The sequence below is a fragment of the Shewanella sp. SR43-4 genome, assembly GCF_014163845.1.
In the GTDB taxonomy this organism is placed as follows: Bacteria; Pseudomonadota; Gammaproteobacteria; order Enterobacterales; family Shewanellaceae; genus Shewanella; species Shewanella vesiculosa.
The window spans coordinates 175,657-198,964 of the sequence record NZ_JACJEB010000005.1; the positions used below are offsets into that span (position 1 = coordinate 175,657).

Genomic DNA, 23,308 nt, shown 5'->3' on the forward strand with positions numbered 1-23,308 from the left:
ATTATCATTCCCTAGATTGTGGTTTGATGATTAAATTGAAAACACAATAAAAATCAGCTGGTTTATAACCAGCTGCAATTCGACAGTGTGTAATAGAGTAAACAAAATGAGCATGGTTTCGGCGTTAAAATGGTTTCATAACTGGGTAGGTTTTTTCATTAGTATCACAATGCTAATTGTATTAACGACAGGCGTTTATTTAGGGAGCGTTGATTTACTTAAACGCACAGACAACAAAGGTCAGGCATTTGTGCCGCTCACCCTTGAACAAAAAGCCGATACGGTAAGCCGTTTATTCGAGCGCTACCCTAGCATGAGTACTATTCGTTTTCCGACCGAGCATACCCCATATATTCAAGCTAGTACTCGGGGTAAAGCGATAGCCCTAGACAATCAACTCAATGAACTCAGCAGTAGCTCTTCATTTGACTTACCTTTCTATGAAACGGCTTTCTGGTTACATCGTAATTTTCTGATCGATAATGGCGGCAAATACATCAATGCTTGGGCTTCGCTGGCTGGCGGTATTGTCACCTTAATTGGTATTTATCTGTGGTGGCGAGTTCGTAAGGGATTTCGACTAAAGCAGAGCTTGCCTAAAAATACTCGCTCAAGCAGTTTGCTTAAAAGCCATATTCAATTAGGACTGTTTATTTCAGTACCGTTATTTATATTGTGTGTCAGTGGTTTTTTAATTACTTATAACAGTTTATGGACTGGTGCTCTCAAACCAAAAGCCGCACTAGAGCAAGTTGCTTATCCTGTTAGCCAAGCAAACGATTGGTTAAGTCAGCTCACTAGCGCACAGCAAATTTGGCCTGAGGCAGAACTGATCTCTGTGAGTAAGCCTCGCTCAACACCGAATAAAGGCCCACAGCCTGATAGCGACACGCCACAACAGCTGATATATAGCATCCAATTTGATCAACATCAGGGTGTTTGGTTACGAGAAGCCGACCGTATCAGCATCAATTACCAACAAGGCACAATTGAATCGGTACTCAAACACAGTGACAGATCATTTGCAGGTAAAGTGGCTAGCTTTGTTAGACCATTACATGATGGACTTAATATGCCTGCCAGTTATGTCATGCTGATCACCTTGGTATCGCTTATTGGCACCTTGATTCTTTCATTCAGTGTGGTGACCTTTTCCCGCCGTACTTTTAGTCGTAAAAAAGCCAGTTAACGAACGGCCCACAGTGTTGCGCTTCATTTCCCTCATATATCGACGGCAATGTAGCGCAGCATGCAATAAAACCGTTAGTTAAACGCCATATAAGGTCACCACCACCGCACCACCTAAGCCAACATTGTGTTGTAGGGCAAATTTGGCATTATCCACTTGCCTATTTCCGGCTTGGCCGCGTAAATGCCACGTTAATTCAGTACATTGTGCTAGCCCAGTCGCACCAATAGGGTGCCCCTTAGACATCAAGCCCCCAGACGGACCAATAACGTATTGGCCACCATAGGTATTGTCACCGTTGGCAATCAATTCTGCAGCGCCGCCTTCAGCACATAAACCTAATGCTTCGTACGTGATCACTTCATTAGGGGTAAAACAGTCATGTAACTCAATCACATCGATATCAGCAGGACCAATACCGGCCTGGTGGTAAACCTGCTCAGCTGCCCGTTGTGTCATGCCTTTACCAACGGCATACATTGGATCTTGCCACGACAGCTCGGTATCCGTCGCCATTGCCTGCGCAATAATATTTACCTTGGATGTAATCCCGTGTTTGCGAGCAAATTGCTCGCTGCACACTATGGTTGCAGCAGCACCGCAGGTTGGTGGACATGCCATAAGCCGAGTTAAGTAACTATCATAGATAACTTTATCATCAAGCACTTGCTGGTAAGTTAATGGCGTTGAAAACATAGAGTACGGATTCTGTAATGCATGACGCCGCGACTTTTCAGCTACCTTAGCAAAAATATCAGCGCCTACATGATACTGGTCCATATAGTGACGCCCGGCAGCACCAAAGGCGCGAAGTGCGATTGGGCCTTGTGGGGCATTGAATTGTTGTAACACGGGGTCAAGACGCTCGAACGGACTTTCTCTGTCTGTCCAGTGAGAGCCCAATGCTCCAGGTTGCATTTCTTCAAAGCCAAATGCTAATGCGCAATCCACTTGGCCTGACAATACCGCCTGGCGCGCTAAAAATAACGCTGTCGAACCACTAGAGCAATTATTGTTGACGTTAATGATCGCAATACCGCTTTGAATGACATCGTAAAATGCATGCTGAGCGCAGGTACTATCGCCATAAATATATGCACCATAAGCCTGCTCGATCAATTTAGCATCAAGGTTGGCATCGGTTAATGCTAACCTAATCGCTTTAGCCGCCATAACTCGGTACGGTTGATGATGGCCCGGTTTGCAAAAGGGGATCATCCCCACGCCTGCCACTCTTACTGCTGTCATATTACTCCCGCCATTTTAGTTATTATTGGGCATGCTAGTGACTTGTTAGTACTGATAAAGCATTAAGATTTCTAACGATTGGAATTAAGAACCTAACATTAAGAACTAGAAACCAAAAGCGTGAATTCGAACAGTCATAAAACGTCTGATTGTCGACTGATTACTTAAACGATTTATCTTAAACAACATTGTTAACATAAAGTTAATCGGCTGATTATGCAACGCACCAAATGCAAGCGGCAATGCACCAAACTAAAGCATTAACAGCATAATTATCAGTCATAGGTGTTACTTTTCAGCATTCACCTGCCCAAAAAATGCACTCACATTGAACATTTTATAGATTATTTAAGCAATATTTTCATACGTTTGCACCACGAGAGATCAACTAAATGATAGGTGGCCTGTGATTTAGGAATGATTTTTGCTCTATAAACGCATGAATTTCAATAGAGAATTGTTTTGTGGAAACTAAAATGAATAATATTAGTGATGCTATTGGCGTAATTGCACAAAGCGCGGACACCTTGTTTATCTTACTTGGTGCAATTATGGTATTAGCCATGCACGCTGGCTTTGCATTTTTAGAAATGGGTACTGTAAGACACAAAAACCAAGTTAATGCCTTGGTAAAAATTTTAACCGACTTTGCTTTTTCAGCCCTCGCTTATTTTGTCATTGGCTATCAAATTGCTTACGGTAACCACTTCTTTGTCAGCGCAGAAGCATTAAGCACAGATAACGGTTATCAACTGGTTAAATTCTTCTTCTTATTAACCTTTGCAGCAGCCATTCCAGCAATTGTATCTGGGGGGATTGCTGAACGCGGGAGCTTTCGGCCTTTCTTATTGGCTTCAGCATTGATTGTTGCCTTTGTGTATCCCCTGTTTGAAGGGATTATATGGAACGGTAACTTTGGTTTTCAGGCCTGGTTAGACAGCCAATTTGGTGCTCAATTTCATGATTTTGCTGGCTCTGTCGTCGTCCATGCCATGGGCGGATGGTTAGCACTAGTCGCTATTTATTTGCTTGGCGCCCGCCGCGGCCGTAAACCCGGCATTGCCTTTGCGCCATCGAACATTCCGTTTCTAGCCTTAGGCTCATGGGTGCTGATTGTCGGCTGGTTTGGTTTTAACGTCATGTCAGCACAGACGCTTGGCGGGATCAGCGGTTTAGTGGCAGTAAACAGTTTAATGGCCATGGTGGGTGGCACTATTGTGGCGCTTATTATTGGCAAAAATGACCCTGGTTTTATTCATAACGGACCACTAGCAGGCTTAGTGGCTGTGTGTGCAGGTTCTGATTTAATGCATCCGGTTGGCGCATTTGTGGTTGGCGGTGTGGCTGGCGGGTTATTTGTATTGGTGTACACCAAATTACAACGCAGCAGTAAAATAGATGATGTTTTAGGTGTATGGCCTTTACATGGTTTATGTGGTGTCTGGGGTGGTATTGCTGCAGGCATTTTTGGTCAGCAAGCCTTAGGTGGCCTTGGCGGAGTGAGCTTTACTTCGCAACTTGTTGGCACTATTGCCGGAGTCGTTGTCGCATTAGTTGGCGGTATTATCGTCTATGGCTTAGTGAATAAACTATCGAGTTTACGCCTGAGCCAAGAAGATGAATTTATTGGTGCAGACTTAGCCATTCATAAAATTGGCTCAACCAATTCAGATAAGTAATTATCCTAAGTAGTAAATCGTAAAAAGGGGCAGAAATGAATTTCTGCCCCTTTTTTAAATAAAATAGAGTCAACAATCAGTGCTTCGATTTAACCCCATTTTTAACTATGTCTTGACCGTTTTCGAAGACCTCAGGTGTCACCCAGCGACCGAGTAATAGCTTGTGGTTATCACCAAATACCGCAACAAAATGACGACCATCGGCATTACTGGTTGCCATACCGACACCGACACCGGCAACGCCTTCTAAACCTAAACCGCCCTTTTCCACCGACAGTAAAAAGCGTTCTAATTCAGCTAAATTGTCGATCACATCATTTTCAATATTCATTTATTACCCAATTGGCTTAACTCGTTTACCACATATTTTAGCGCATTGAGAATAAATAAGGTACCGCCGATGCCCTGAGCATCGGCGTTCGATATACCTTCCAGGATAATATGAATATTAAAAAACTATGCTTAAATCAATTAACTCAGCATCATCGTCATAGGAATCAAAGTTAACCGACATTAATATTGTCCCTTTAGTGATCATGACATTATCAAAGTTATCTTCGGCATCAGGATAACGCGCCAAGAAGGCCGTTTTGGTGGTAGGGATTTGATAAGTCGCTAATACTTTTTTAAACTCGTCGATGTCTTGCGGTTCAAACATTGACTCGGTCACCTTAAGACTATTGATCGTACCTTGCTCATTAAACCCAAGTAACACGTTGCTGTTTACTATTGCCTTAGGTCCATTTTCATTAAGCTGAATTTGATTCACCAGCTGCTGCGGCTGCAAGGTATAAGTCTGCTTATGGTCCAGTGCGATAATCTTTGCAATATCAATATTATCAAAATTGGCAAAGTTCACTTGAGGCGTATGACTGGCATCGACTAAGGGCATAATGGCAAAGCGGTTAAGTCTAGACACTGCGGCTTTAGTTATACTTTCATTATAATCTTCAAACTGTAATATCAGCTGACTGTTTTTACCCGTAACGCGGTAATCACCATTATGTTTATTGAGTAATAAATATTTCGCTACGGTTTCCTGTTTATCGCCAGGATGGATTTTACCTTCAATAATCCAATCATCATTGTCATAATTCTCACTTAATGCAATTTGATTTTTGCCATGATTATTTACTAGCCCGGGGTCTTGTGAAATCATTACGACATAAGCGTTTTTCACAAAAAACCATAAGTTACGACCATAACCATAAGCGATTGTCCCATCACTGAGTTGCAACTGAATGCTGTGCGGCCCTAACGCACTTTGCAAACCGTCAACGCTATCACCTATGTGCACCCCATAAGCGCTATCAATGGTAATGGCGGCATCGGGCGCACTGTGTTTTTGTGCCTGTGTGAATAAACTGCCATCTTCAGGTAAAGCAAGCTTCACTACGGTTTCAGTAAATGAAACGGCCTTGCCTTTACTGTTATAGGGGGTTGAATTAGCGGTGAGTTGTTTATCATCACACAATTTAAGGTGTTCAACAGTAGATGACACATGAATTTGTTTTATGTTGGAATTTACTTTGCCACTGCTATCTTGAAGATTAATGCTTCTATCAACCCCGGTAACATTGAGTCGTTGGATAATCACGGCATCAGCATTGTCGATTTGAGCTTGGCGCTGAATATCCACCAATGCCCGCTGTAAATACATCTCTCTATGTGCCATTACACCGGACGTAGAAGAGGTCGCCAATGCAGGATCAATATCATAAATGATTTTATTACTCGCAGTGTTAATAACCTGAGGCACGCATTGAGGATAAAAATCTAAAATAGGTGGTAATGGATTATCTGCTAATGCAGGGCTGCAAATAATACATCCAATCAATAAAAGTGACTGTTTCATTTATCGTCCTTGTTTGTTAGTAAATAACATCATGTTATTACACACATTCATATTTTGATTATTCACTAACCTAAAGTTAAATAGCCTAACTGTAAACTCATTTATCGATCGTGTTGAGCTTCGGTTATTCTCAGCACTTAAATAGTCATCATCAACAAGTCTTGGTCCCCATCGACAAGCTTGAAGACAAGGCTCTAACTCGAGCCACGACAACAGACAGCGATTTACATCAGCAATAAAAATAAGGTAACTGCCACAATAAAAAAGCGAACCTTGTTAGGTTCGCTTTTTCTCTATCAAATTTATCACGGTCTAATACTTAACTAAGCACTAATACCCGCTTTAGCTTTCCGCGCTTGGTGTAGCTTTTTGTAACTTTCAATCAAGCGTAAATGTGGCTCAATACCTTCTAGCTTGATGCTAGTTTTTGTTAGGCCATAAAAGCGCACTGTGCCATTAACCGAACCAACCACATTGTCCATCACTTCTTGACCAAACATGCGGTTAAAGTTACCCATAAAATGCTCAAGCTCTAAGTCGTCATCTAGGGTCACTTCAAGCACAGCATTGACAGCTTGGTAAAACAAGCCACGTTGTACTGTATTGTCGTTAAACTGCAAGAACTCACCAACTAACTCAATCGCATCTTCATGAGAACCCAATGCGAGGTAAATCAGAATTTTTAATTCAATAATGGTTAACTGGCCCCAAACCGTATTCTCATCAAACACAATACCGATTAAAGTACGGATATCGGTCTGATTATCTAATTGACTCTCTTCTAAGCGATTTACTAACTTAGATAACGCTTTAGTGCTTAGTGAGTGCAGGTTCAAGATGTCTTTACGGTAATGAAGCGCTTTATTGGTATTGTCCCAAATCAAATCATCAACAGGATACACTTCTGAATATTCAGGCACTAAAATGCGGCAAGCTGATGCACCTAAATCAGTAAATTCAGCAATATACACTTCTTTACCCATGGCTTTTAAAATACCAAATAAGCCTGCGGCTTCTTCTTCACTGGTGCCGCTAAAGTCCCATTCACAGAACTCATAGTCAAACTTACTACTGAAGAAGCGCCAAGAGATAACCCCTGTTGAGTCAATAAAGTGCTCAACAAAGTTTTCAGGCTCGGTGACGGCCATACTATTGAATGTCGGCTTTGGCACATCATTTAAGCCTTCAAAACTGCGGCCTTGTAATAGTTCAGTTAAACTACGCTCCAACGCCACTTCAAAGCTTGGATGCGCACCAAACGAGGCAAATACACCGCCGGTTCTAGGGTTCATTAAAGTGACGCACATCACTGGGAACTGACCACCTAACGAAGCATCTTTCACCACGACAGGGAAACCCTGTTCTTCAAGGCCTTTAATACCCGCTAATATGCTAGGGAATTTCTCAAGTACTGTCATAGGAACATCTGGCAGTACAATTTCTTGCTCAATGATTTGACGTTTTACAGCACGCTCAAAAATTTCAGATAAACACTGTACATGCGCTTCTTGCAGATTATTACCCGCGCTCATGCCGTTACTTAGAAATAAGTTTTCAATTAAGTTAGACGGAAAATATACCGTTTCACCATCAGATTGACGGGTATATGGAATCGCACAAATACCTCGGTCAGTATTACCTGAGTTGGTATCAATTAGGTGCGAGCCACATAACTCTTCATCTGGATTGTAAATATCTAAGCAGTATTCATCTAACAAACCTGATGGAAGTGCATCATCCTCTTCCAGTGCAAACCATTTTTCATTGGGATAATGCACAAACTCGCTATTGGCGATCTCTTCACCAAAGAACTGATCATTATAGAAAAAGTTATTATTAAGACGCTCAATAAACTCACCTAAAGCCGAGCATAGTGCGCTTTCTTTTGTGGCGCCTTTACCATTAGTAAAACACATAGGTGAGGCGGCATCACGAATGTGTAACGACCATACGTTAGGCACTATGTTGCGCCATGAAGATATTTCGATCTTCATGCCCAAATCAGCCAATAAACGGGTCATGTTTTGAATGGTTTGCTCGAGTGGCAAGTCTTTGCCCAAAATAAAGGTACTCGTGTCGCCAGCCGGTTGTCCCATCAGCATGGCATTGGCGTCAGCATCAAGGTTTTCAACAGTTTCAATTTTAAATTCTGGGCCAGTTTGAACCACTTTTTTAACAGTACAACGATCGATTGAACGTAAAATACCTTGACGATCTTTGTCAGAAATATCGTCTGGTAACTCAACCTGAATTTGAAAAATTTGGTTGTAGCGATCTTCTGGGTCAACAATATTGTTTTGCGAAAGCTTGATATTTTCAGTAGAAATATCACGGGCTTTACAATAAACCTTAATAAAGTAGGCAGCACAAAGCGCTGACGAAGCTAAGAAATAATCAAAAGGACTTGGAGCTGAGCCATCACCTTTATAACGAATAGGTTGGTCTGCCGTAACGGTAAAGTCGTCAAATTTGGCTTCGAGTTTCAAATTGTCGAGAAAGTTTACTTTGATTTCCATTGAATATGTCCACAGTCTTACGCGGCCAAACGGCCTACTAATCTAATTGAGGTGAATTATCGGTGTTTTTGACCCAATAGTCTTGGGTTAATTAACCAAAAGTTGGCAAGATACTGATTTATTGAGGTGAAAAAACACACAAAAGACATGAATGAAGCTGATTACATTGAATAACCGTGTGACAAAAATAACGTCTCTATCACACGGGATGATGCAAGATTAATAACATTACAATGTCGTCAAGCACACTCAATTAAATCTGAGTTGGATTAAGAGTCTTCAGGTAAGCCTACGTGCATATGTCCAGATTTATAATCTATGGTCAACACAAAGTGCTTAAGAATATCAAAGCCAAGAAGACCTTTAATATTTTTACCTTTAATATGGGATATGCTGTTGCGATCATCTTGCCCTGTAATCACCTCAATCTGCCCTTCGCTTGGCACGCTTGTTTGCACATTTTCAATCGTAAAAGGACCGAACTTAACTTTTGGCAATCGGAAACTCTCCGTTGTGCCTGCATTATTGACACCAAATGAGTTTGTGGCTTGCGCACCGTAATGCGTTAACCAATCAGAGTCGGTGGCAAGAGTGCGTTTTAAAAACAAGCCACCACTATTACCAGTATCGAGGATCAACCAAGCATTCTTTTCCCCATTAAGCTCGACTCTCACAATCGGTTGACCAGTGCCACGATCCATTTGCATGTCAATGTTTTCAAGTTTGGCTAAATCAATGGAATCTCTTCCAAATAATCTCAAACGACTATTGGGATAATCTATCTGGAAAATAAATTTCTCCAGTAGACCTGCGCCTAATAAAAGCTCCACATCATAGTGACCTAAACGTAAACCAGCCAATTGATCAAGTTCAATATTGGCACCAAACAAGTTTGCCGTGACATTGTTATAAAGTTGAGAGGATTCAGTACTATAAATGCCTTTGACATCGATTTTACTGCCTTTATCAAACTCAAGATTATATTTATTGATAAAGCTTAAATTAATCGCATTGAGCTGAGAACCACTGTCTAAAATGGCCCGACCTTCAATACCATTAATGGTCACAGGAAGATTAATATGGCCATTAATAATGTCAAAATTAACCCAATTGGTTACCGCGAAAGTCGGAAATGAAATGAGTAGAGCAGAAAAAAATGCTAGCAGTTTAACTCGAATTGATTGCATCTATTATCCTTAATATTTATGCCTAAAAAACGTTGTTATATTAACAGCTAACAGTAAAAAATAATAAACACTTTACTTATAAATGGCCGATAAATTCATCATCAGCTATACGACTCTACATAACCCAACTCGTAATAACAAAGATTGCCTCACGCTCGACACAGAAGTCAGTGACCAGGAGATAATGTACAGCATGGGATAACAGTGGATAAAACAATCGGGGAGATAGGCTGAAGATTTGCTTAACGCAGGGTACAGTTAATAAAAATACTAAAATTTAGACATAAAAAAACGCAAACAGTCGTTAAACCGTTTGCGTTCTCTTTATAACGTCGAGTTACACAGCTACTACGTTAGCAGCTTGTGGGCCTTTTTGGCCTTGCTCAACATCAAAAGAAACTTTTTGGCCTTCAGCTAAAGTTTTGAAACCTTCTGAAGTGATTGAACGGAAATGAACGAACACGTCAGCGCCGCCGTTATCAGGAGTGATAAAACCAAAACCTTTATCTTCGTTAAACCATTTTACTAAACCAGTTGTTTTATTAGACATTTTGTTGTCCCTTATATATTTAAAATTAATCAATCTGTCGCGATAATGCGATGCGCTCAAGCTTGAATTATTGAATGTCACGATGAAGCTAAGGGAAACACAGAGGATAACAACGATAACGAAGAGATTCTAAGGCTTTTCTTTTACTTAATGTTCATTAATAACTCTGAATGTCAGAGCAGACTGTATAATACATCAATATCTAAGCTTGTAAAGGTCTTAATTGAGTAAATTTCATCAACACAGACAAACCACTTAATTAACATCATCAAAAGCACTCATTCACGATAAACACTATTGCCCCAGCAAACCTGATATTCAGCATTAACCTCAGGCCTGTCTTAATCGCTAACAAAAACCACATAAAATCATTTCTACTATGTTTATAAGAACTTAATACAACCCTATTGTGTTAATGGTTCCACTATCAGACTTGTAGTGATCGTTGTCGTTGTCGATCATGTTCTTCAATAGTCACACTTGGGCACTACCGTGCAAACCTGTACTTTAAACAGCGAAATCAACATATCCAATTAACGACTTCGATTTGCTCAGTTATAGAAAAGTAACCATATTATAAAACACTCAGCAGCAAATCATACAAGTGACGACAACACACCAACAACATCATCGTAACATTATGTTTTTAATATGAAAAAATTACAATTCAATCAGAAAAATATACCGTTACGCACTATTTCCGCCTCGTTTAACAGATAAAATTTAAGCAACTTTATTTATAGCATAGCCAGTTCCACTTCATTTACTAAAAAAATCTCAAAGCATAACCATATGATATTCAATTAAAAACTTGATAACAGCAATCTCCCTACTCCATAGTTTTTATAAAGTTGGCATCCGTTTTGTAATGTACTAGGTGTATTTACGTAATTAACTAGGAGTACCTTATGAGAAATACTATTGTTACTTTAGCTGGACTAATTTCATTAGCATCTTTTAGTGCTTATTCTCAAGCTGATGACTTAAAAAATGACGTGGCAGAAAATGGTATTTATGTCGGCGCTAATTATGGTTACCTAAAAGTCGATGGAGATGATGAGTTTGACGACGACAATGATGTGCTCCAAGGCTTAGTAGGTTATCGCTTCAATAAATACTTAGCTCTAGAAGGTAGCTATATTGATTTTGGTCATTACGGCAACAACTTATCTCGTGCTGAAACAGATGGTTATACCGCAGGCCTAAAAGTCACACTGCCAATTACTGATCGAGTAGAATTGTATGCCAAAGGCGGCCAATTATGGTATTCCACTGACTATGACGTGGTCGGGTTGTCTGGCAATAAAGATGATGAAGGTGTATTTGCCGGTGCTGGTGTCGGGTTTAAAGTAACAGACCGTTTTTTAATTAATGCCGAGTACACTTGGTATGACGCAGAAATTAACCTAGATAATGTTACTAACGGTTCCGATACAGAAACAGATTTCAAGCAAGCGAGTATCGGGGTTGAATATCGTTTTTAAGCATAACTAGACAGCTTAAAACGTCAGCGACTTAAAAAATAATAGTCATCAAGGTGTAATGCAAATTGCGTTACACCTTTTATTTATGTTTACCATTTAAAGCTCACATTAATACTGTAAATCTTCTATCCAAGGGCATATGGATCAACACAAAGGTCTTGTTTCTGCGATCTTATCTATGCCTCAACTATACCCACTGCAATACCGAGATAATCTCATTAACTTGTAGCGAAAATATACTAATACGTGCGATTCCAGCCCCAAACCACAGCAATGTTTACCATCAAAAAGATTGCATTCCTTCAGCATAAAAAGTGAAAGCACACGGTTGAAATAATCAACAGTCAACGTCAAAACGAGCCACTCTCGCCTCAGCTAACGTGCACTGGGTAAGCTGGATTAGCTCGCCTAAAGTCAAATTAGGATTCTCTCGAATTAAACGCCTAAGCTTTATGTCTAATGGCTCTAACTTGTCGGCATGACCCAGTAACGCTGTAGCAATTTTTTGAATTAGATAACCAAAGCCAGCATCATTGTCAGTTTTTAATCGCTCTATAAACGATTGAATACTTATAGCCTCGCCTGTAATGGCCCAATTTCGAGAACGGCGCACGCGCTTAACATCACACTGATATTGCAACGCAATCTCTCTGGCTTGCTTAGCTTTTTCACCGCCGATTCGATGAATAAGTGAAGGTAATTGGATGGTAATATCTTCAGTCATGGCCTGCTGTAAAATCTACTTGTTATTATCATTAGCTTAAATGAGTTTAGTTAGCTAAAAACAGTTATTTACCTATTACTTATCACCATACATTAAAAAAGCGATCTTGTGATTATTGGCTACATTAATCGGCAAGTCTTGGTGTTACCGCGATGAATGACTTTTTAGCACTGGCATTTTAGCGCTATAATACCAGCCGAAATAATCATCTTACTGTCAATATTACTCATTTATTCGTTGCATTGAACGCATTTTTTGCGGCAAGCAAAGGTTAAATAGAGTGAAAAATCAACTAGAGTTACCCCATGAGCCCAGAACGTTTTGCCCGAATAAACCAGATGCTGGATAATCGCCAAGTCGACTTAACGATTTGCCTTGATAAAGTGCATATGACCAATAATATTGCTGCGGTTCTTCGCTCTGCTGATTGTGTCGGTATTCATGAAATTCATGCCGTATGGCCAGATATCGATATGCGAGTATCAGGTAATACCGCTTCAGGTAGCCAACAGTGGGTTAATACGGTTAAGCATTACACGTTTGCAGAAGCTCATCAGGTTTTTAAAGCACAAAAAATGCAGGTACTCACCACGACCTTTTCAAACTCGGCCGTGGATTTTCGTGAAATTGATTACACCAAACCTACCGCTATCGTGATGGGTAACGAACGTGATGGTGTGAGCGCAGAAGCGATTGCAGCGGCCGATCAACACATCATCATCCCCATGCGAGGCATGGTGCAGTCGCTTAATGTGTCTGTAGCGGCAGCATTAGTCATGTATGAAGCCCAGCGCCAACGTGAGCAAGCCGATATGTACGGCAGCCGCAAACTTGATCACGCTTATTGCCAAACTATGTTGTTTGAACAAGGTCATCCAGTTTACGCTAAAGCCTGTCGTCGCAAGCAAATTCCCTACCCAGCCATTGATGATCAAGGCCAAATTGTTGCCAACAAAGAATGGTGGGATCGCATGCGCGCCCCCGATCCGCAAGCATTGGTGGATTGATGCATCAACTCAGTACATCCACTAGTAACGATTAATTGAGTCTAGTATTTGGCTTAGATATTCTGCACCACTGTTTAATAAGTATGATGGACGGCTTGATAGAGTTTTGATCCACTTGAAATAAACGCAGAGTTATAAGTAAACTATGAGGCTTATCAACCTGCCATCTATACTCTCTTGCCGACAATCAAATGATTAAACTATTACAGCTTACTGTGGGCATATTTCATCAAGTTGATGTATGAATCCACATAATAAGAATCCCGGTTATTGGCTAAGAAGGTTAATAACTCAGAGTGAGCCTCCGATGACACCGATAAGTAATCCCCTCCAACCCCATGAAATATAATGTTTACCAGTAAAATATCTGCAGGAATATGGCGAATATAATCTATAAGCTCTTTGCCACTTTGGCCTTCTGGATACAATATCAGTGAAAATCGAGAATCTTTCCCCTGTCCTTTCACAGCAGTAAATAGCTCATTAAGCTGACTCAGGTATTGTTGGCTACTTAACACATCAGCGCCAATCACCATATCGCCACAAGGCACCGTATAAGTCCGTTCGGATTGACCATCAATGGCCTTTAAAAAAGTATTGGCTACTTCAAGTTCTTCAATCATCTGCGCCATGCTGTAATGATCAAGATCATGATGCGCTTCTACCCAATCTCTGTTCGGTAATGACGCTCGACAAGGATGATAAACACTGTGATTGCCAAGCTCATGGCCATTGTTAGCTGCTGCACGCCATTCATCTAGCCTCGCATTCATAACCGGAGAGTTGGCAACCACATAAAAAGACGCCTTTAGATTATATTTATCTAGCGCGGGGATCACATTATCTAATTGGCTATTAAGCGCATCATCATAAGACAGACTAACGGCTAACTTGCTCCCGCCTGGCCAAGTGAACATATCGCCTAAAGTGTTAACCCTGCTTGTCGTGTCAGCATGACTTGATAATGAAACTAGTAGTGCAGCAATAAAATAAATTGGCTTAATCATAATCATTTACTGTCCATAAAAGTCACTTGAACGTCACCATCAAGTGATTACTCGCTACATAAAAATCATCGGCTTAAAAATATAAATCATTAAGCCTCTGGGTTATCTATACGTATGAGCATTAAAAATGGACAGCGATGAGCCTGTAAATACCTGTAACATTTAAAAAATAACAGGATTTATACTAGCCTACTGATGCTCAGCTCACGCATGACATTACATATCTATTGAACAATATCATCAATATCTGTCATTGTATTTATGGATAACAAATGTCCACTCATAGAGTGCGTTTCTCGATTTCTTAAGAATAAATTTAAGATTTTAATTCAATAAAAATAGTATGTAGCAGAACAATAACTAGTTATGTTAGACCATTACCTAGAGGCAATGTACACACAATGATAATAGATAAGGTCATTCTGGCTCAATGCGCTCAGATTCAATGATTGTATAATGCCCATAAACTATTTAGGATCAACACATAGGATCACAAACAAGAATTCATTTAATGACCACTGAGCTTTATTTTATCTACGACTCACATTGCCCTTGGAGCTATGCCGCCACACCTTTGGTGAACGCATTGCAACAAGCCTATCCAGAAATGAATATTCACTTATTACACAGTGCGCATTACATCGGCAAAGACAGTGCTGGCGAAGAACAAATGCAAGCAGCGGCAAAAATAAGTGGACTTAAATTTGGTCGCGACCATATTCGCTACGCAAACAGCCCTAAAAGCTCAATCAAAACCGCAAACTTTATGGCCTGGTTAGAGGGCAAACAAGCTGACAAGCAATTAGCTGTGCTCAATGCGCTACAAAGAGCTCATTTCATTGAAGGTAACCCGCTTAGTAATAAACACGACTTTAATGACATCGTCGAAAAATTTAAGCTATCACCATCAAATAAAGTGTTTAAAGATGAGCTCAGTATGGATGCAGAATACGTACTGGAAGGCATAGAAGAAATTCAACAAATCATTGGTACCACTGGTTTTCCTGTGTTGGTGATGACAGTTAATGATAACGCCATTTTTATCGACCATTCACAATACCTGAGCAGCCCTCATGCCGTGGTAGCCGCGGTTGAAAAAGAGATAGCGGCGATTAAACTCGCTAAAAGTGAATCATAACGATAAATCGTCGCTCGCCAAATGCATTATCGATGTGAATGCGCCAGCAATAAGATCAAAAAACCACGGCTAATGACCGTGGTTTTTAGTTAATGGCCTCTTTAACCGTAATGGTTAAGCAATACTCTGCACTTGCGATGCCAGTAACCAAATGGCTAAAGCAAAAAATATTATCCCCATAAACTTATTTTGATAAGCACGAAACTTTTCATTTTTCAGCAATGGTTTGCCCAAACTGCCCACTAATGCCACCAACAGCAAATTGAACGTCAAGCCCATTACGTTCAGCAGTAAACCGAGTGCCAGCATCTGTTCACCTGAACTGGCAGTGAGTTGGGTAGAAACAAACTGGGGCAGAAACAACACAAAAAAGATCAGTGCTTTAGGATTAAGTAAATTGCTCAGCACCGCACGACGATAAAGTAGTTTAGCGACATTACCTTGCTGGCTAAACTCGGGCGCATCGCTGGCACCACTGCGCATGCAATCCCAGCCCATTTTCAATAAATACGCTCCGCCCAATACCCTTAACAGCTCTAACGCAATTGGATTCATCGCCACAAGAGCAGAAACGCCCATAGCTGCAAGCAAGGTTAAAATTAAACCAGAAGTCGCATTACCAAAGCTGGCATACACACCCACTTTGCGACCATAGCTCAAACTCGAACTGGCGATCAACAACATGTCAGGCCCAGGGATTAACAATAACGCGACCACAGTGGTTAAATATAAAGGCAGCAAAGCCAGATCTATCATCATAAATACACAAATATTGGTTAGCGGTAAAACAAGGCGCGGATTCTACAGCTATTCAACATGAATGAAAGTCATGATGGGGAACATCCAGTGTTTAAGCACTGTAATGGTTGGCAGAGATTGTTTACAGATAAAGTAATGAAATACATGATGCACAAACACTACCCTTGAACTCGCTATTTCTGTTACAACAGACTAATTAGTTATAATAACAAAATAGCAATAAACTATTATATTTCATGTATATAAAGTTAAAAAATATTCCGTGAATAAATATCAGGTCCGTCATTACAGCTAGCCTGTTGTTTTCAACACTTAGTGAAGATGGAATAAGCCTTACGTAAAGTCGGTGTCATCTTAAGCGGTTGGCCGCGTCGATCTAATGCTTTCGAGGCGGCTTTTACTCAACCTTCACTGCTGCAACCTGCTTCAACATCTGTCCGCTCTTTGCCATTAAACACCATCCCTATCTCAAATCTCAAATCTCAAATTCGAAAATGACAGCCACATGATGCGGCTTAGTGGTTTAACGCTAAGGCAACCACAACGGCTAAATATGCGCTAAAAGTAACACACCCTTGGCAAGGTTGACTTAAGCGTGGCAGTTGTCGATGACGATATAACAATAAATGTAAAAAATGGTAACTAAAGTATTAACATAAAACCAACAACCTAGACTAAAGTTAAAGTAACATTCGGTTCAGCGAGCTCGCGCAGGGTAACCCTTTTATGGAAAAGCAAACGTTATTGATTGCACAAAAAGCAAAGTATCTTAGTGTGGGCTTATTAGTCACAGTGATTATGCTTATTTATATTGTAATGCAGACCTTAGCATTACCGGTAATTCAAAAAGAAGTTGAAAAGAAAGAATTACTGCGTATTTCGGCCAGTGTCAACGAGGTGAGAATTGAACTAAGCAAAGGTTCGGTGCTAACCCAAAGCTTAGCCTCATTAGCAGAAACCTTACCCTTAGACGAGCAGCAATTTAGCGCGTTATTTCCCAAAATCATTGACCAATTTGGCAATGGCAATATCGCTGGTGGTGGGATTTGGCCAGAACCTAATGCGTTTAGCTCTGGTGTGGCATTAAAATCCTTTTTTTGGGCACGTAATGCTTCAGGGCAATTAGACAAAATTGATGATTACAATAAGCCTGATGGTCCAGGCTATCACAACGAAGCTTGGTATATCGCTGGGCGTTCACTTAAAACCGGACAGTGTGGTTGGTCTGAAGCTTATGAAGACCCTGTCAGTGGCACGGCTATGGTGACCTGTACTGTCGCGATCAATCGAGCAGGTAAGTTTTGGGGCGTCGCAACCGTTGATTTAATGCTAGCGGGTTTAGATAAATTATTTAAGCGCCAAAACCAAGAGTCAGGCGGTTTTAACTTTGTATTGGGCCAAAACAATCAAATAATCAGCTTTCCAAGTATTCGCTCATCATCACTTGATATGAAAAAATTCAGTGAGGTCGCCGCCCAAGATAGCAGCCTTCAACCACTGTTGAGCGCAATCAACAGCGGCCAGACCATTATCCACTTACCAGAGGGCGTAGTAGAAGACAGTGGTTCTATGTTGGCAATAATGGACATGGCCGAAGAAGGCATGAAAATTGGTATTGTTTTGCCTGATCCCATTATCCAAAAACCTATCAGCGACTTAAGCTTTAGTTTATATGCGACGCTCATTCCGATGCTGCTGTTCTTTGTTGGTATTCTAATTTTTAATGCTAACAAAGTGATGCAATGGGTCAATGAGACCACTGCGCAAATTCGCATGTTAATCAGTGGCGGTTCTGCTGCAACGCTCAAGATAGATCGCTATGATGAAATAGGTAAATTAAAACAAGCGGTTAATCAATATAGTGAACATCTCAAAGGCTTGCTTGGACAAATAGCAAACGAAGCGGTAGAAGCCAAAGATAGAGCCAAACAGCTCAATGAAATGTCTTCTATGCTAAAACAGCGGGCAGAATCACAACTCACAGAAAACCACATGCTCGCAGCGGCCATCACTGAAATGTCTGCCAGCGCTGCCGAAGTGGCACGAAACACAAAATCAACATCAGAAACCGTCGACGAATCCCAAGGGCTTATTCAACGGCGCATGGTTGATGTCGAAGAAAACAGTAAAGCTAACCAAGAGCTGTCACAAGTACTCCAAAAAACAGCCGATATTATTAATCGTCTTGCTTCTGACTCGCAACAAATGGGAACCATGTTAGATGTGATTAAGAGTATTTCAGAGCAAACCAATTTGTTAGCATTGAATGCCGCCATTGAAGCCGCTAGAGCGGGTGAACAAGGGCGCGGATTTGCGGTGGTTGCCGATGAAGTAAGAACCCTCGCAGGCCGCTCTCAAGAGTCAGCCAGTAAGATTGAAGCGATGATCGCGCAGCTGCAAACATCGGCTAGTCAGGGCGTGAACATCATCGTCAGTTCACAGTCCTTATCCGTAGAATCTTTAGCTCGATCAGAAAAAGTAATTGCAGGGTTTAACGAAATTATTGAAGTATTTAGTGACATCAGTAGCAGTACCTCGCATATCGCGATGGCCGCCAGTGAACAATCAAGCGTATCGGGCGAAATTAACCAACTAGCCGAAAACATTAGAGTCAGTAATGACTTAAATGCTAAAGATGCGCTTGAATTAGCGAATGTCAGTAGTTCATCATCAGAGTTATCAAATCGTTTATATGACTTGAGTAAAGGTTATGCTTAGCCATAAAGAGTGTTGAGCAACTGTGTTTTTGAGCATGAGCAAACGAGTCAACATATACTCAGGTAATGGGCTTTAACACAGCACCAAGCTATGAAACAGAAGCCATCGCCACGGTAAAATATCGCTACGCGCCTAACAAAAAAGCGAACCTTGTCAGGTTCGCTTTTTTACACAGTGAATAAATAGGCTCAGAGATAATGCTCAGTTCTACTTATAGAACGCTTCAACCTTGCCTTTTACTGTCATCGTAAGCGGTTGGCCGCGACGATCTAATGCTTTGTGCGAGGCAACTTTTACCCAACCTTCGCTGATGCAATATTCTTCAACATCATTACGCTCTTTGCCATTAAGTAAAATACCAATCTCGTGTTCGAAAACGGCTTCCACATGATGTGGGCTACGTGGATTAACGCTAAGGCGATCAGGTAAAGCAGGTTTAGCTGTAGTGTCGTTCATTGTCTTGTGCTGTAGTTAATAAAACGTGCGCTATTGTAGGCAATACCAGCCTGATGCTCAATAGCGACTGCTATAAATGTGAGTCGCCACTAGAAGATACTAATATAAATGATGTCTCATCAATGGCTTAAAAACGGATTTAATCAGTAACCTCATGTACACCAGCGCAGTGTTACATCACGGCAAGTAACGCATGTGAGGTATAAAAGCTATTGCTGCCATTTTGTTGCCTACTCCAGAGACCAAGCGCCGGCAGCTGTGATGATATTAATAGCAAAATCAGTATCGTATCGGCAAATAGTCGTTGATAGCCGCAATCAATATCGGTTACTGTCTACACAACACTCGCGATGCCATCTGTTAGGCAAGAGTCCCAGTTTAAGCTCTCATGATAAGGGCTAATATTAATGAAAAGTGCTCAGCAGATGAGCTATGTTTAAAACACTGTTTGATTTTTTCCATAGCTATAAATTGCATATCAATAACGTGAGCTTGAATTAGAGTTAGTACGAGCAAACTAGGACGGCTATTGATTCAGAAAAAGGATAACGAACAAGGATGATTGAAAAACGTTCACACATATGGCAATGGTTTTTAGACAACAAAATCGAGCCCACAAACCTTAAAGCTGCAATGTTAGTAGCTTATCCACACCCAAACACAGAAAATTGGCAACAATTAATTGCCAATATATTACTCTATCTTGGGGTATTGCTACTTAGCGCTGGGATGATATTTTTCATGGCGTTCAATTGGGACGCACTAGCGCACCTGAGTAAATTTGCCATAGTCGAAGGGTTATTTGCTTTGTTTATTAGTGGGTTTTATCTGATTAACCGCATGCAAAAAAAGCAGCATTCACCACAACCCCCTCTTAAACAACAGAGCCAAAATGTTTATGGCTGGAGCTTGCCCAATGCCATGTTACTCGGTGCCAGCATCATGCTTGGGGCATTACTGGCACTGGTGGGACAAACATACCAAACCGGTGCAGATCCTTGGCAACTATTTGCTATTTGGGCAGTGTTAATTTTACCCTTTGCCTACATCGCAGGCTTTGATCTGTTGTGGTTACTGCTGGTGGTCTTAATCAATATAAGCCAAGGACTGTATCTTCAATCCTTTGCTTCTGTGTTTAGTTTTTTACAGGAAGACATCCAACAAATCTCTATGTTTGGCGTAACGAACTTAGTCATCCACCTAGCATTTACCATAGCTAAACGCTGCAAATGGCCTGGCCAATTACGCTTTAACTGTCCCATGGTTGAAAAAAGCAGTTTACTTGCTAGCGTAAGTGTATTTACCTGGCTAATCATTTGGGTCATTTTTGACTTAAACTATCAGTATGAAGCCAGCGAACATGCTGTTTATTATGCGTTACTTTACCTACTCACCCTGACTAGCTTATTTATATGGTACCGTTATCGCGCCCCCGCCTTATATCCACTTGCCCTGGTATTAACCAGCATCAGCGCTGCTATTGTGTCACTACTTTCAAAAGCGCTATTAGAATCTAACGACTCAATAGCGAGTTTTTTTCTGATTGCTATGGTAGTCGTAGGTGTAACCAGCGGCAGCTTATATTGGCTAAAAAAATGGCAGAAACAGTTCAGCGAAATGGCAAGTCTTGAGCATAAAGACGCGCGCAATAGTGATGTTAAAACTGAGGTAGCCGCCGATGAGTAACCTCAACGCCATGGCATTATGGCAAACGCTGGTTAACCACCAACTGGTAAACACTAATACAGCACCAGAAACCACACTCGCCAGCCCTTGGTACATTATTGCCATGCAAATTATTGGCGGCTGGGTTGCGGCGCTGTTTTTATTGGCCTGTGTGCTAGTCAGTGGATCCATCATTGGCGATATCGACCAATCGTTTATCGGCCTTGGTGCCGCACTAAGTCTAAGCTGTTTAGTTTATTACCGTCTGGGCGCCAATCGGCAAGAGTTTATTCTGCAGATGGTATTTGCATTTAGCATAAGCGGACAAATAATGTGACTTTTGGGGATTTACGAATGGCTAGAATCTAGTAATGAGACCCTGATTGCACTTATTTACCTAGTCACGTTTATGATTCACTGGATTATCATTCCTCATAAAACCAACCAATTTGTGGCTGCATTAGCCATGGTGCCTAGCTTTTTGGCTATATTAGTGATTAACCAAGTCACGCTATTAATATTGCCATTATTGCTGCTGAGTTTAGTGGTTATTTGGTCGCACGTTTATCGATGGCCGCAGTATTATCAGCGTCTTAGAATGTTAGGTTATGCCATTGCTATTAATTTGCTCCTCGCCAATTTCATGTTATCTGATATGGGCGATATCATAGAAAGACCCAGCGTATTGATGGCATTTAACTCCAGCATCAGTGACTATTTGGCCATTACAATAAGCTTGTTATCTACGCTATGGCTGATGAATCACATTGTTAACCTGCTCCATTCCACTACCGATAACTATACCAATCGAGTTGTTAGTGTGCGTCCTCGCAACAAGTTGACGGTGATCCTCGCGGCAATATTAATCGGCCTACTTTCCATCGTTATGAGCGGATTAAGCGCCGCAGTATTGATGCTCCTGCTGGGCTATTTTTACAACGAACGAAAATTAGTCATCATTTCGGTATGTGCCCTACTCGCCTTTATCGGCATGTATTATTACTCACTCCACATCGACTTGTTTGATAAATCTCTGTGGTTAATGGCCAGCGGCATAGTATTACTAATGCTCAGATTTGCCATAAGTAAAAATGCTAGCGGTAAGCGTAAAAATAAGACTAACAATATCACTGAAAATGCGCCTGAAATGGGCCCTATGGTTGAAAGCGGTCAAGTGCCCAGGCCACTTAGTAAGGAGAAAGCATAATGACCTCGAATAACATGGGGGCGCTCAATCCACGTCAGCTGAGTAAGCGGTCACTTTGGGCTATTATTGCAGCAGTGGTGATACTTGCCCTGATTAACTACAAAATCTATCAACAAGAGCAGCTGTTAGCTAATGGCGAAATAATCCTGTTCAAACTGGCCCCCGTCGATCCACGCTCCCTAATGCAAGGCGACTATATGGAGCTAAATTATGATATTGCGACTGCGATCAGCTGGTCAGTCGAGCAAGACTCCGATAACCATGATGGCTTTATGATTGTCACTCTCGACCACAATCGCATTGCCCAATTTGACAGCATTTATAGTGGCGCGGTATTAACACCCGCCCAGCGACTGGTTCAGTACCGCATTCGTGACGGTAGAGTAAAACTTGCCGGTAACGCATTTTTCTTTGAAGAAGGCCGAGTAGAGGAATTTGCACAAGCAAAATATAGCGAATGTAGAGTCAATCAAGCAGGACAATTACTCGTCAGTAACCTGCTCGATAAGGATTTTAAGCGGATTTAAGCGATAGCGAGTAATGCTGCAAGACAAGGTTAAGCATCCTGCGTATCAGACTCAAGGCTAACTTTCGTGGTATCGGAAGGATTAGCATTTTCACTCTTTACAACAATGTGGACCCAAGCAACCGACAAACAAAGTCAAAACCTGGATTCCGGCTCAAATGAATTACCGGAATGACAAAGATGTAAGTATTAGCAGAATGACAAGGATGTAAGCATTGCCGGGATGCGTAATGCTAAACGTGACCCAAATGACGTAATACTTATTGCTGCTTAATGCTTTGCATAAGGATTAAAAAACAAATAACCAAACAAAAATTAAGGAGCCTAAAAGGCTCCTTAATTTTTATATTAATCATCGATGTATATCAACAATTACATATCAATCATTTCTAA

General features: G+C 41.1%; 18 protein-coding genes and 1 pseudogene. 9 read left to right on the top strand and 10 right to left on the bottom strand.

Features of this window, described 5'->3' with window-relative positions; translation table 11 throughout:
* Positions 1 to 106: 106 nt before the first annotated feature.
* Positions 107 to 1,189 carry a PepSY domain-containing protein gene (locus tag H5123_RS07445; protein WP_182697540.1) on the top strand — a complete coding sequence of 361 codons (1,083 nt, stop codon included), beginning with the start codon at positions 107 to 109 and terminating at the stop codon, positions 1,187 to 1,189.
* Positions 1,190 to 1,267: 78 nt separating this feature from the next.
* On the opposite strand, the gene H5123_RS07450 is transcribed toward H5123_RS07445, so the two are convergent.
* On the bottom strand, positions 1,268 to 2,437 hold the full coding sequence (locus tag H5123_RS07450; RefSeq protein WP_182697541.1) for a lipid-transfer protein: 1,170 nt from the start codon (positions 2,435 to 2,437) through the stop codon (positions 1,268 to 1,270).
* Positions 2,438 to 2,913: 476 nt separating this feature from the next.
* On the opposite strand from H5123_RS07450, the gene H5123_RS07455 reads away from it, so the two are divergent.
* The gene (locus tag H5123_RS07455; protein ID WP_182697542.1) at positions 2,914 to 4,116 is read left to right on the top strand and encodes an ammonium transporter; all 1,203 of its coding nucleotides are present in this window, start codon (positions 2,914 to 2,916) and stop codon (positions 4,114 to 4,116) included.
* Between the two features lie 76 nt (positions 4,117 to 4,192).
* Here H5123_RS07455 and H5123_RS07460 read toward each other — a convergent pair whose 3' ends face one another.
* The 5 genes from H5123_RS07460 to H5123_RS07480 all read right to left on the bottom strand — a co-directional run bounded on the left by H5123_RS07460 (position 4,193) and on the right by H5123_RS07480 (position 10,224).
* Positions 4,193 to 4,447, bottom strand: coding sequence for a hypothetical protein (locus tag H5123_RS07460; RefSeq protein WP_182697543.1), 255 nt, complete (start codon positions 4,445 to 4,447; stop codon positions 4,193 to 4,195).
* A gap of 117 nt (positions 4,448 to 4,564) precedes the next feature.
* Positions 4,565 to 5,971 carry a hypothetical protein gene (locus H5123_RS07465; RefSeq protein ID WP_182697544.1) on the bottom strand — a complete coding sequence of 469 codons (1,407 nt, stop codon included), beginning with the start codon at positions 5,969 to 5,971 and terminating at the stop codon, positions 4,565 to 4,567.
* A gap of 323 nt (positions 5,972 to 6,294) precedes the next feature.
* A complete protein-coding gene (locus H5123_RS07470) occupies positions 6,295 to 8,487 on the bottom strand; it encodes an OsmC domain/YcaO domain-containing protein (RefSeq protein WP_182697545.1) in 2,193 nt (730 codons plus the stop codon).
* 269 nt (positions 8,488 to 8,756) lie between these two features.
* Positions 8,757 to 9,674 carry a pepsin/retropepsin-like aspartic protease family protein gene (locus H5123_RS07475; RefSeq protein WP_182697546.1) on the bottom strand — a complete coding sequence of 306 codons (918 nt, stop codon included), beginning with the start codon at positions 9,672 to 9,674 and terminating at the stop codon, positions 8,757 to 8,759.
* A 337-nt stretch (positions 9,675 to 10,011) separates the two neighbouring features.
* Positions 10,012 to 10,224, bottom strand: a complete 213-nt coding sequence (locus H5123_RS07480; RefSeq protein ID WP_011636218.1) for a cold-shock protein — start codon at positions 10,222 to 10,224, stop codon at positions 10,012 to 10,014.
* A gap of 908 nt (positions 10,225 to 11,132) precedes the next feature.
* On the opposite strand from H5123_RS07480, the gene H5123_RS07485 reads away from it, so the two are divergent.
* The gene (locus H5123_RS07485) at positions 11,133 to 11,708 is read left to right on the top strand and encodes a porin family protein (protein WP_182697547.1); all 576 of its coding nucleotides are present in this window, start codon (positions 11,133 to 11,135) and stop codon (positions 11,706 to 11,708) included.
* Between the two features lie 337 nt (positions 11,709 to 12,045).
* Here H5123_RS07485 and H5123_RS07490 read toward each other — a convergent pair whose 3' ends face one another.
* Complete coding sequence (locus H5123_RS07490; protein WP_182697548.1) at positions 12,046 to 12,432, bottom strand: ribosome recycling factor family protein; 387 nt, start codon at positions 12,430 to 12,432, stop codon at positions 12,046 to 12,048.
* A 305-nt stretch (positions 12,433 to 12,737) separates the two neighbouring features.
* Here H5123_RS07490 and trmH point away from each other — a divergent pair, with 305 nt between their 5' ends.
* Positions 12,738 to 13,439 (top strand): tRNA (guanosine(18)-2'-O)-methyltransferase TrmH, encoded by a 702-nt coding sequence (gene trmH, locus H5123_RS07495; RefSeq protein WP_182697549.1) that lies wholly within the window; start codon positions 12,738 to 12,740, stop codon positions 13,437 to 13,439.
* 203 nt (positions 13,440 to 13,642) lie between these two features.
* On the opposite strand, the gene H5123_RS07500 is transcribed toward trmH, so the two are convergent.
* Positions 13,643 to 14,446, bottom strand: a complete 804-nt coding sequence (locus H5123_RS07500) for a polysaccharide deacetylase family protein (RefSeq protein WP_182697550.1) — start codon at positions 14,444 to 14,446, stop codon at positions 13,643 to 13,645.
* A gap of 511 nt (positions 14,447 to 14,957) precedes the next feature.
* On the opposite strand from H5123_RS07500, the gene H5123_RS07505 reads away from it, so the two are divergent.
* Positions 14,958 to 15,584 carry a protein-disulfide isomerase gene (locus H5123_RS07505; protein ID WP_124015481.1) on the top strand — a complete coding sequence of 209 codons (627 nt, stop codon included), beginning with the start codon at positions 14,958 to 14,960 and terminating at the stop codon, positions 15,582 to 15,584.
* A gap of 114 nt (positions 15,585 to 15,698) precedes the next feature.
* On the opposite strand, the gene H5123_RS07510 is transcribed toward H5123_RS07505, so the two are convergent.
* Positions 15,699 to 16,343, bottom strand: a complete 645-nt coding sequence (locus H5123_RS07510; protein WP_124015480.1) for a LysE family translocator — start codon at positions 16,341 to 16,343, stop codon at positions 15,699 to 15,701.
* A 726-nt stretch (positions 16,344 to 17,069) separates the two neighbouring features.
* On the opposite strand from H5123_RS07510, the gene H5123_RS07520 reads away from it, so the two are divergent.
* Positions 17,070 to 19,061, top strand: a complete 1,992-nt coding sequence (locus H5123_RS07520) for a methyl-accepting chemotaxis protein (protein WP_124015479.1) — start codon at positions 17,070 to 17,072, stop codon at positions 19,059 to 19,061.
* A 207-nt stretch (positions 19,062 to 19,268) separates the two neighbouring features.
* On the opposite strand, the gene H5123_RS07525 is transcribed toward H5123_RS07520, so the two are convergent.
* Complete coding sequence (locus H5123_RS07525; RefSeq protein ID WP_124015478.1) at positions 19,269 to 19,517, bottom strand: DUF3297 family protein; 249 nt, start codon at positions 19,515 to 19,517, stop codon at positions 19,269 to 19,271.
* Between the two features lie 558 nt (positions 19,518 to 20,075).
* Here H5123_RS07525 and H5123_RS07530 point away from each other — a divergent pair.
* The 3 genes and pseudogenes from H5123_RS07530 (at position 20,076) to H5123_RS07545 (ending at position 22,916) form a co-directional block, all read left to right on the top strand.
* Positions 20,076 to 21,203, top strand: coding sequence for a DUF2157 domain-containing protein (locus H5123_RS07530; RefSeq protein WP_182697551.1), 1,128 nt, complete (start codon positions 20,076 to 20,078; stop codon positions 21,201 to 21,203).
* A 10-nt stretch (positions 21,204 to 21,213) separates the two neighbouring features.
* Positions 21,214 to 22,389, top strand: a pseudogene (locus tag H5123_RS07540) (DUF4401 domain-containing protein).
* A complete protein-coding gene (locus H5123_RS07545; RefSeq protein WP_182697554.1) occupies positions 22,389 to 22,916 on the top strand; it encodes a GDYXXLXY domain-containing protein in 528 nt (175 codons plus the stop codon). Before H5123_RS07540 ends, H5123_RS07545 begins: the two are co-directional and overlap by 1 nt.
* Positions 22,917 to 23,308: the final 392 nt, after the last annotated feature.

Bases quoted from the DNA above. Each gene is read 5' to 3' on its own strand.
- H5123_RS07450 (WP_182697541.1), bottom strand. From the start codon at position 2,437: ATGACAGCAGTAAGAGTGGCAGGCGTGGGGATGATCCCCTTTTGCAAA.
- H5123_RS07470 (WP_182697545.1), bottom strand. From the start codon at position 8,487: ATGGAAATCAAAGTAAACTTTCTCGACAATTTGAAACTCGAAGCCAAA.
- H5123_RS07445 (WP_182697540.1), top strand. From the start codon at position 107: ATGAGCATGGTTTCGGCGTTAAAATGGTTTCATAACTGGGTAGGTTTT.
- H5123_RS07465 (WP_182697544.1), bottom strand. From the start codon at position 5,971: ATGAAACAGTCACTTTTATTGATTGGATGTATTATTTGCAGCCCTGCA.
- H5123_RS07545 (WP_182697554.1), top strand. From the start codon at position 22,389: ATGACCTCGAATAACATGGGGGCGCTCAATCCACGTCAGCTGAGTAAG.
- H5123_RS07460 (WP_182697543.1), bottom strand. From the start codon at position 4,447: ATGAATATTGAAAATGATGTGATCGACAATTTAGCTGAATTAGAACGC.
- H5123_RS07530 (WP_182697551.1), top strand. From the start codon at position 20,076: ATGATTGAAAAACGTTCACACATATGGCAATGGTTTTTAGACAACAAA.
- H5123_RS07525 (WP_124015478.1), bottom strand. From the start codon at position 19,517: ATGAACGACACTACAGCTAAACCTGCTTTACCTGATCGCCTTAGCGTT.
- H5123_RS07520 (WP_124015479.1), top strand. From the start codon at position 17,070: ATGGAAAAGCAAACGTTATTGATTGCACAAAAAGCAAAGTATCTTAGT.
- H5123_RS07480 (WP_011636218.1), bottom strand. From the start codon at position 10,224: ATGTCTAATAAAACAACTGGTTTAGTAAAATGGTTTAACGAAGATAAA.
- H5123_RS07455 (WP_182697542.1), top strand. From the start codon at position 2,914: ATGAATAATATTAGTGATGCTATTGGCGTAATTGCACAAAGCGCGGAC.
- H5123_RS07485 (WP_182697547.1), top strand. From the start codon at position 11,133: ATGAGAAATACTATTGTTACTTTAGCTGGACTAATTTCATTAGCATCT.
- trmH (WP_182697549.1), top strand. From the start codon at position 12,738: ATGAGCCCAGAACGTTTTGCCCGAATAAACCAGATGCTGGATAATCGC.
- H5123_RS07475 (WP_182697546.1), bottom strand. From the start codon at position 9,674: ATGCAATCAATTCGAGTTAAACTGCTAGCATTTTTTTCTGCTCTACTC.
- H5123_RS07510 (WP_124015480.1), bottom strand. From the start codon at position 16,343: ATGATGATAGATCTGGCTTTGCTGCCTTTATATTTAACCACTGTGGTC.
- H5123_RS07505 (WP_124015481.1), top strand. From the start codon at position 14,958: ATGACCACTGAGCTTTATTTTATCTACGACTCACATTGCCCTTGGAGC.
- H5123_RS07500 (WP_182697550.1), bottom strand. From the start codon at position 14,446: ATGATTAAGCCAATTTATTTTATTGCTGCACTACTAGTTTCATTATCA.
- H5123_RS07490 (WP_182697548.1), bottom strand. From the start codon at position 12,432: ATGACTGAAGATATTACCATCCAATTACCTTCACTTATTCATCGAATC.